The sequence below is a fragment of the Streptomyces capoamus genome (assembly GCF_014654935.1).
Taxonomy (GTDB): Bacteria; Actinomycetota; Actinomycetes; order Streptomycetales; family Streptomycetaceae; genus Streptomyces; species Streptomyces capoamus.
Window position 1 is genome coordinate 1 of sequence record NZ_BNBF01000058.1, and the last position, 5,429, is coordinate 5,429.

2 protein-coding genes and 1 pseudogene are annotated in these 5,429 nt (G+C 70.8%); 2 read left to right on the top strand and 1 reads right to left on the bottom strand.

Translation table 11 applies throughout. The features are described 5' to 3' along the window. Positions 1–1,105 (top strand): annotated as a pseudogene (locus IE312_RS37685) (hypothetical protein); the annotation flags it as partial. Positions 1,106–1,797: 692 nt separating this feature from the next. Here IE312_RS37685 and IE312_RS37690 read toward each other — a convergent pair. Beyond that, complete coding sequence (locus tag IE312_RS37690) at positions 1,798–4,335, bottom strand: DEAD/DEAH box helicase (protein WP_189986815.1); 2,538 nt, start codon at positions 4,333–4,335, stop codon at positions 1,798–1,800. A 345-nt stretch (positions 4,336–4,680) separates the two neighbouring features. Here IE312_RS37690 and IE312_RS37695 point away from each other — a divergent pair, with 345 nt between their 5' ends. After that, positions 4,681–5,112 carry a hypothetical protein gene (locus tag IE312_RS37695; RefSeq protein WP_189986816.1) on the top strand — a complete coding sequence of 144 codons (432 nt, stop codon included), beginning with the start codon at positions 4,681–4,683 and terminating at the stop codon, positions 5,110–5,112. Positions 5,113–5,429 lie beyond the last annotated feature (317 nt).

Consider the following 5,429-nt stretch of genomic DNA (forward strand, 5'->3'; position numbering starts at 1 on the left):
CGCGGCACCGACGGTGCTGCCCCTCGCGGCACGGCTGCTCGACTGTGCCGACGACTGCGTGCGGCTCAAAGCCGCGCACCTCCTCGCAATGCTCGCCCCTGACTCCGGCCCGTACGCCGACCGCCTGGCGGCACTGCTCGACGATCCCGGGACCGACGAAATCTCCTGGATCGAAGCGACCGTGGGTGACTTCGCACGCTGGGCCCTGGTCCGGCTGGGCGACCCCCGCGGCCTGCCCGGCCTGGTCGAGTCGCTTGGGGCCCCCTACCGGGAGCAGTCCGGACGCAGCTGGGTGACGGGCGATCCGCGCCGGCCGGAGATGCACGACGTCCTCGTGCCGCTGCGCGAGCACGCGGACGTCCTGCTGCCCGCGCTGCTGGAGGAGGTGCACCAGGACCACGAGCGGCACGGCGACCACGGCGAGATCATGGGCACCTTGCTGCACGTCGCCGAGGAATGGGGGCCGGACGCACTGCCCGTGCTCCCGGTCGTCCTGCCGCTCCTGAAGGACACGCGGTACTCGTTGCGCGTCGTCGACGTGCTGCTGGCGATGGCACCCGATGCCGCCTCGACGGCCTCCGCCGTGCGCGACGCGGCCGTCCTCGACTACCCGGGCAACCACCAAAGGATCGCGTGGGCCGCGTGGCGCATCGCGGGGGGAGACGACGGCACCGCCCTGCGACTGCTGGGCGAGGCGGTGCACGACGAGCAGGTGTCACCGTACGGGCCGGTCCTCCTCCTGTCCGACTTCGGCCCCGCCGCCGCGGCGCACGCCGGACGGGTGCGCCAGGTCATGGAGAACGCCGCGTACGGCAGGGCGACGGCGGCGGTCGCCCTATGGGCGATCACCGGAGATCCAGGTGCCAGCCTGGCGGTGTTGGAGCAGGTCGTCATGCGCTTCACCGGGGACGACGACCGCTATCGCGACCTGGCCGAGGCACTCCGCGGTTTTCTGCGCATCGGTACGCTCACGCCGGCCGCACGACGGGCACTGCACCTCATCGAGGCCCGCGACCTGCGGCTTTCCAACGACCGGGACTACCGGGCCATCCTCGACGACCAGGAACTGCGCTCCACCATCGCCGCGGTCCTCGCGCTCCCCTGACCTCCGGTGGCGTCAGCCCCGGCCGGCGGGCGGACGCCACCCCCAATCCCGGTGCCGCTCCAGGCGCGCAGCCCCCCGCCGACCACGCATCGACCGACCGCCGTACCCCGTGCGCAAGTTCAACGATGCCCAGACCGGCCACTGGGGCAGCGTGTCGACAGTGCCCGTACCGTCCCTTCCGCGCCGCCTGCGGCGAGGCACCACGCCTGCGCCACGCGAGCACGGCCCGGCCGACCCGGTGTTCCTCCGCACCAGCCACGGCCACGACCACGCGCAGCCCCTGACCGTCCGGGCCGACTCGCCTACCCCTCCGGCCGGGGGGGGAGGCGGGAGCAGCGCGTCGACGCGGGCGTGCTCCGTGAGGCCTCCGCCACGTCGAGAACCCCGGCTGGTCCTCCCCACCGACGCGGGGGCGGCGCGAGGTGCCCGGTACGCTACCGCTGCCCCGGTGTCCGGACTTCCAGTTCGCGTGCTCCGACTCCAGCAGGTGTACCGGACCGGCCGCGCGATCAGCGCCGGATCGCGATGGGTGCCGAACGGCAGCAGCGCCTGCCCGGCGCCACCATTAGATACGACGGCGCGGGCCAGTGGTGAGCGGGCCCGCGCTGGGCCCTCACTGCCACACCGGAGACGGCGCAATCTGTACGCGATACGTACGCTGCCCAGGCGCCACGGGTACGCACTATGTCGGGCTAGGCCCATCGCATGCCGATGGCAGAGAGTTGCTCGACGCGCTCCGGCGTGAGGGTCGCGGCTCTTGAGCGCTGGTTGCTGACCCATGCCCCGAGTTTGATCTCTCGTTCCTCCTGCTGTCCCTCGCTCTTGCCGTCGCGGTTGCCGTCTCCGCTGTCGCCGATGATCCGTTCGACGTGCTTGCGGGGCACCCGCAGGTGTCCTTCGCGTTGGTAGTACTGCCGGGCGGCGGCGAGGTTGAGCGCCCATTTGTCGGCCTGGCTCCGCTGTGGCTTGGGTTTCTCGTCCTCGCCCGCGGGCTTGATCCCGAGGACCTGCTCGCACATCCATTGCTGTGCGCCTGTGAGCTTGTCCCAGCCGAGGCGGACGGAGCGTACCCACCGGCCGAGGTCTTCGCCCTGGCGTACGACGTCGCCGGGCTGCGACGGCAGCTCGCCGCCGGCCTGGAGGTGCTGCCGGGTGAGGTGGAAAGCGCGCTGCCACTCCACCGGCCAGACGGGGCACCAGGCGGGGTCGATGTCCTCCAGCTGCTCGCGCCGCTCCTGCGAAAGCGCACCGGCTGCCGAGCCCACCGGCAGGCCTTCGGCCCGCCGCTGCTCGATCCCGGCGGCCTTACGGGCTGCGGCCCTGGCGTTCTTCAGGAAGATCCCTACGCGGTAGCCCTGGTAGGTGGCGTCCGTCGGGGCCAGGAGGTGGCCCGCTTCGGCGGCCCAGCCGCGGGCGGCGGCGAGTCCTTCTTCCCAGGCGACGTCGTAGTGCGACCAGATCATGCCGAGCTTCTCCAGCTGGGCAACGCGGTCAGGGGCCATGTCCCCGCGGGCGAAGAAGCGCCTGGCGTCGGCCACCCATTGCCCCAGTGGGAATGCGGCGAGGGAGGCGGGCCAGCCCTCGGCTTCGGCTTCCCCACCCGCCGGTACGCGGTACGTGAACGGCACCTTCAGGTCCCCGTGGAGCCGTTGGTACAGGGTGGCGGCTTCGATACCGCGCCGCCAGTGCTGATGCTCGGGGTTGAGCACGCGCAGGTTGATGAATGCGGCCAGCTGCGCAGGGTCGCGGGGGGTGGAGAACTTCAGTAGCTCCCGGGCCGGCACGGAGAGTCGGTCGCTTCGGTCGCTGCCTGCTCCCTCCTCATCCGCCCCGCTGCGGCTCTGTACGCCTCTGACACGGCTTGGCGCCTGGGGCTCGGCCAGCGCCTCCACGACGCGGGCGTCGTGCGCTCTGAGCGCTTCCAGCAGCTTGGCCAGGCCACCGAAGGCCCGCGAAGTCAGCATGTTGTGGACCGTCTCCCCGGGCCCGAGCAGGACAGGGACGACCAGTGAGGCGACCTTGCCCTCACCGGGGCGGATGCGCAGGGCGCGGCCGACGGCTTGGACGAGGTCGGGCATGGAGCCGCGGACGTCGGCGAAGTAGACGGAGTCGCATTCGCGGGTGTCGACGCCCTCGCCGAGCACCCGCACCGAGCCCAGGAAGCTCTTCTCCACGACCGTGCCGTCCGCGGCGATCCCGGCCGCAAACTCCCCGAGCACTCGACGCCGGTGGGCCGGCCTGTGGTCGCCGCACAGCCAGTTCGCCCAGATCGTGCGCGGGTACAACTCGGGCTCCGCGGCGTACAGCCGCTGCGCGACGTCGGGAAGGCCGGCCGCGAACGCCTCGGCCTCGCGGACGACATGATGGAAGACCAGCGTCCTGCGCAACCCCTCCTCGGCCGAGGCCTTGACCAGCGCGGTCTGCAGGGCTGCGAGCCGAGCGCCGCGTACCTGGTCCGAGCGGGCCTCGACGCCCAGCAGCTGGGCGGCCTGGAGGTGGGTGTCGGTGATGTCCACGCACACCACCTGGTACGGCGCGCAGATTCCCCGGTCGATGGCTCCCGACAGCGTAAGCGTGTAGCAGCGCGTCCCGAACGGACCCTGCGGATCGTCCTCCATCGAGGCCACCAGCTCACCCGGCGCGCCCTCGGAGTCGTCGTCCAACTGCCACAGCCTCGGGGTGGCGGTCATGTACAGCCGGCGGAGAGCAGGAATGCGGATGTTGTCGTGGACGACCGCCCACGGCTTGCCGATCCGGCCCGAGGTCCGGTGGGCCTCATCGACCACGATCAGGTCCCAGCCCGGAAGGCCAGCCTTGTGTGCCCGCTCGAGGGTGCCGAGCCCGAGCGAGGCGTAGGTGGCGAACACGGTGACCTTGTCGAACGGCCGCACCCAGTCGACCAGCTCCTGCACCTCGGTGGTGTTGGGGAAGGACGCCTCCTCACCGCGCAGGGAGGACACCCCGATCATCGGGCCCGTCCGGCCTCCCTCGCGCCACGCGGCTTGGGTCTGAGCCAGCAGATCGAGGGAGGGAACGAGGACCAGAACGCGTCCTGCCCGGAGCTCCTCGGCGCTGCGCACGGCGACGAGGGTCTTGCCCGATCCGGTCGCCATGATCACCTGTGTCCGCAGCCCCCGCTCGGGCACAGTAGATCTTGCAGGCAATTCGAGGGCCCGCAGTACCGCGTCTACGGCTTCTCGCTGGTGGGGGCGGAGTTCCTTCACTGCCATATCGACCGGCTTTCTGCTTCTGTCAGAGTGCGAGACAACCTCGTGAAGTGGCTTACCCGAGCTGTCCATTGACCACCGTGGCGGTGAGGGGCGCCGGACCATCGCGGGGGGCAGATGCGAGGGATCGATGCCGACCGCGACCTCAGACACCTCCGCTGGTGGTAGCCCACCAGTCCAAAGTCTATCGCTTATAAAGAATGAAGCACAGCAAGCAAGGAAGACAGCAAGCAAGGAAGACAGCAAGCAGCGTGATAGTTTCCAGTCGCGGGGGCCCTTTCTGCCGTCCGTAATCCGCAGCGAACGAGAGTGGGCCCGCGGGCCTCGGAAGACAGGTAGGCGCCGGCTGTGACTGCCGAGTGGTACGTCCTCATCGAGGAGGACACCCGGACGACGGAGCGCCCTGACGGCGTGGAGCTCAGGCTGCACCGGTGGATGCTGGTGGGCACCTATCACATCGGCCGGGATGAGGCGGAAGCGGTGGCGGCGGCCGAGGATGCGGCCCTGAACTACATGCCGGGGGTGCTGGCCCGGCATGCGCGGCCGGGAGACGAGCCGGCCCGGCATGCGTTCCTTGCTCAAGACGGTGCGTGGGTAGTGCTTGTGAGGCAGCGGCACCGTGAGTGTCATATACGGGTGACCGCGGCCCGGCTCATGCACTCGCAGGAAGAGAAGGAAGCACCACCGAAAAGCATGAAGGAGAAATTCCGTAGCGCCTTGGAGGGACCACCGCCTCCCCTGAAGCCCTGGGCGCCACCAAAGCAACGCGAGCAAGGCTGAACCGACCACCCCCACCTCTCGCGCAGCCAGCCTGGCCCGCGTGAGCGGGCCTGCGGTCCTGGAGGCGCAGCCGGAAGGACCGTCAGGCGGGGGAGCGCAGCGGACCCGCCGGCCAGGCTGGAGCGCAGCGAAAGCCTGGTAGCGGGACGGAGTCCCGCTCGGTCCGGTAGCGCAGCGAACGGACCGTCAACCCTGTTGCGCAGCAACAGGGTTGTGCGGGGGGCGCAGCCCCCCGCCAGCGCTCCCGCGGAGCGGGAGCGCAACACCCGCGCGCAGCGCGGGTGTTCGCTTGCTTCGGGCGCAGCCCGAAGGGACCC

What these genes read in the sequence shown, in the direction of transcription:
- IE312_RS37690 (WP_189986815.1), bottom strand. Translation starts at nt 4,335, where the DNA reads ATGGCAGTGAAGGAACTCCGCCCCCACCAGCGAGAAGCCGTAGACGCG.